This is a genomic window from Bacillota bacterium, from assembly GCA_024655925.1.
Lineage (GTDB): Bacteria > Bacillota > DTU025 > DTU025 > JANLFS01 > JANLFS01.
In genome coordinates, this window is sequence record JANLFS010000028.1 from 1 (window position 1) to 3,239 (window position 3,239).

Annotated in this window: 6 protein-coding genes; all 6 read right to left on the reverse strand. The window is 60.9% G+C overall.

Features of this window, described 5'->3' with window-relative positions:
* A partial coding sequence (gene lgt / locus NUW23_05955) for a prolipoprotein diacylglyceryl transferase (protein MCR4425721.1) occupies positions 1-647 on the reverse strand: 647 nt, incomplete at its 3' end.
* A 3-nt stretch (positions 648-650) separates the two neighbouring features.
* Positions 651-1,097: a signal peptidase II gene (gene lspA / locus NUW23_05960; GenBank protein ID MCR4425722.1), complete on the reverse strand. Its 447-nt coding sequence runs from the start codon at positions 1,095-1,097 to the stop codon at positions 651-653.
* A gap of 76 nt (positions 1,098-1,173) precedes the next feature.
* A complete protein-coding gene (locus NUW23_05965; GenBank protein MCR4425723.1) occupies positions 1,174-1,743 on the reverse strand; it encodes a TraR/DksA C4-type zinc finger protein in 570 nt (189 codons plus the stop codon).
* 32 nt (positions 1,744-1,775) lie between these two features.
* A complete protein-coding gene (locus tag NUW23_05970; protein ID MCR4425724.1) occupies positions 1,776-2,063 on the reverse strand; it encodes a DUF5665 domain-containing protein in 288 nt (95 codons plus the stop codon).
* A 56-nt stretch (positions 2,064-2,119) separates the two neighbouring features.
* A complete protein-coding gene (locus NUW23_05975; protein MCR4425725.1) occupies positions 2,120-2,599 on the reverse strand; it encodes a DivIVA domain-containing protein in 480 nt (159 codons plus the stop codon).
* On the reverse strand, positions 2,583-3,239 hold a 657-nt coding region (locus NUW23_05980; GenBank protein ID MCR4425726.1), incomplete at its 5' end, for a S4 domain-containing protein. The genes NUW23_05980 and NUW23_05975, both read right to left, overlap by 17 nt.

Here is a 3,239-nt window from a genome sequence, read left to right on the forward strand (position 1 = left end):
AAGTAGTCACGTGGCACGTCCCTCCAAAACTCCACGATGAACCTGGCAACCGAGTAGAGCCCGACGTAGAGGAAGAGTACCTGCCCGTCGAACTTCTTTTTCCGGTCCGCGTACATCAAGATGGCGAATATGATCAGGCTGTATATGGCCGCATAGATCTGTGTCGGATGGCGCAGGACCATTCCCGTGCCGCATTCGAGTGCCCACGGCACGGAAGACTCCACACCGTAGCAGCACCCGTTCAGAAGACACCCGATCCGCACGATCGCATAGCCCAGCGCGACTGCAGGCCCGGCGATGTCCGCCATCTTGCCGACAGAGATCTTGTTTCGTCGGCAATACCATATCCCCACCAGGATCCCGCCTGCGAGGCCCCCGAAGAACGATAGGCCTCCGTCGCGCAGGTACAGGATAGTGATGGGGTCAGACATGTAGCTGCCCAGGTTCAGAAGGACGAAAAGGAGCCTGCCGGCTATGATCGAAGCTATACACACAAAAAGTGCTAGGTCGATGACGTGATCGGGGTGGACGCCCTTCTTCTTGCCTGCGAAGACCCCATAGAGCGTACCCACTATGAACGCCACTGCGAGTGAAAGGCCCCAGGAGTAAACAGGCAGTTTCCACAACTTGAAAAGGACAGGATACAAGCGCTACTCCTCCTCTCGACTGGGGGTCCTGAGAATGGCGAAGAGAAGCAGGATGACCCCAGCCACGATGGCACAATCGGCCAGGTTGAAAACGGGAAAGGGTTCGATTTCGATGAAATCGATGACACTCCCGAAGCGGAGCCTGTCCACAAGGTTCCCGAGCGAACCTCCGAGCCCGAGAGCGAGGCCGAGTTTCATGCACCAGTCGGACCTTGGAACCCTCCGGTAGAAAGTCAGCACGAGCGATGCCACGAGGAATGTCGCCGTCGCGAAGAGCCATACCTGGTTCTGGAGGATGCCGAATGCAGCGCCGGGATTCCTCACGTGTGTGATCCGCACCATTCCCCCCAGACAATGCACAGCCTCATATGGATACAGAGCACGCATCACGATTGTCTTGGAGATCTGGTCCAGAAGCACGATCCATGCAGATACCAGGAACAGCGCCACGCAACCCCACTCCCGAGCCTCTCTCAGGTCCGGCCATAATTCTAACACACCTGCTTGGTGAGGTAAACAGTTGGACCTAGTCACGGTCTGCCCCCCGGGAGTTGCCCGCCTCCTCGTCCTGCGGGCTGTTGGCGGTCCCGTACTGTGCCAGCTGGTCCCACATATCCTCGCCGTGAATGCCAGGGTCGTCGAAGGCGCGAGCAGGGTCCCTTCCTCCAAACGGTGGCCTTAGGACCTCCTCCTCGATGGGCCTCCGAGTGCCCGTCCCACGCGGGGCCGCCATGCGCGCCCCACAGTCCGTGCAAGTCTCGGCGTAGGGCAATGCCTCCAGGCGGTCGATGGGTATGTCCCGACCGCATTCCGTACAGATCCCGTAGGTGCCGCCTCTGATGCGCTCGAGCGCAGAATCGATCTGCGCAATGGTATCACGCTCGTGGTTCACGAGCCCGAGGTTTATCGCCCGCATCTCCAAAGCGGGTCCGCTGTCAGAAGTGTGGTTGTCGTACTGCGAGAGCTCTCCGGCCCACTCTGACTCGGGTTCATCGAATCCAGCGGACCCTGTGACTTCGCGGAGTCTGTCGGTCGCCGCGGCCCTCTCATCGATGAGCCTGTCTCGAAACGCCACAATGCGCTCTGGCGTAAGCAAGTGATCCCCTCCAGGCGCGAACCCGCCAACCTTCACGTTCGGTATGCTTCCACTATCCGGACGATGTCGGCGATGAACTTGCCGATGATAGGCAGGTTGAGAGAGATCACAACGGAGAGAGCATACAAGAAGACCGCCGCAAGTACGGTAGCCCCGATCCCGATCCCGAAACCTCTGGCGAGGCCAGCCAGGAAGTTGGAGTACAGGACCCTTCGCGGGCTCCGCATGAACTCGACGTACTCGGCGATCTGGGCTTTCTCGAGCCGTAAGGACAACTCCGCGAGTCTCCTTGTAAGCGCGCCCGTCGAGCGCGGCCTCACCCTCCTAGGCAAGTCTCCCACCCCGCAGGGAGTATTGTGCCCGCGGGAAGACGGTTTCAGTCTCGCGCCGCTGCCGCCTGCCCGATACCGAGGTCACGGTCGACGTTCTTGAGGAGCTCCATGTAGCTCTCAAGCAACGCCCTCATCCTCGCCTTGAACGTGGCCTCCTGTGCCGCCAGTTCCTCGACGCGCTTCTCGGCAGCCCGGACCTTCTCCTGCATGCGGTCGTGGACGGCTGCGGCCTCTCGCTCGGCGGTCTCCACAATCAGGCGGGCCTTTTCTTCGGCGTTCCGGCGGGCGTCATCCGCTGCCTTCTGGGCCATGACCAGAGTCTGCTTCAGAGTCTCCCCTATGTCCGAGTATTCGTCCTGTTTTCCAGTGAGTTCCTGGATTCTGTCCCGGAACTCGGAGTTCTCCCGCCACAACTGCTCATAGCTCTCAGCGACTTGGTCGAGGAACTCCTCCACCTCACGGGAGTCGTAACCCCGGAACCTGACGGAGAACTCTTTCCCGTGGACCTCAAGTGGTGTCAGCATTGGAAGCCTCCTCTCGTATGTTGTTTGGGTGCACCGAATACCTCTTGAGTACTAACGAAACCAGGCGGGGCCGGGTTTCGCCCCTGACCTCACAGACAACCAGCCGTCCCCTGCCGGAAGCGATGATTACGTCGCCTTCAGATATCTTGTGGGATGGGGACTGGACGGGCACCCCGTTCACTTTCACTCGCCCAACTCTGATTTCCTGGGCCAGCCTCGTGCGTGAGGCAGCGAACCCACCCCCGGCGACGGCGTCGAGCCGCATGGACGCTACAGTTGTCCTGATTTCCCTCGTGACTTGCCCTGGAAACGTGACCTCCTCCGCGTCGAGTTCTACCAGGGGTCCCCGGCTGCCCCCCGCGGGGAACACCTCGCGCGCGACCACGCCTTGCCAGCCATCAGGGCTGGAGAATACGTCACCGATCTGATCCCGGCCGATCCCAAGCGAGCGGAGGAAGCCAAGAGCTTCGTCGGGACTCCCATCTTCCGCTGGCCCAGAGGCGCCCGGCCGTACCCCGAAGAAAGAGATGCCCGGATCCGCCTCCTCATCCAGGTAATGAGGAGGCATGACCAGAAGCCTCTTCCGCACGGCCCCTCTGTACCCGCCGTAGGCGCGGTAGGCGACACCGCCCACGCGGTT

Excerpts from the sequence above, each read along its gene's own strand:
- NUW23_05975 (MCR4425725.1), bottom strand. The coding sequence starts at position 2,599 with ATGCTGACACCACTTGAGGTCCACGGGAAAGAGTTCTCCGTCAGGTTC.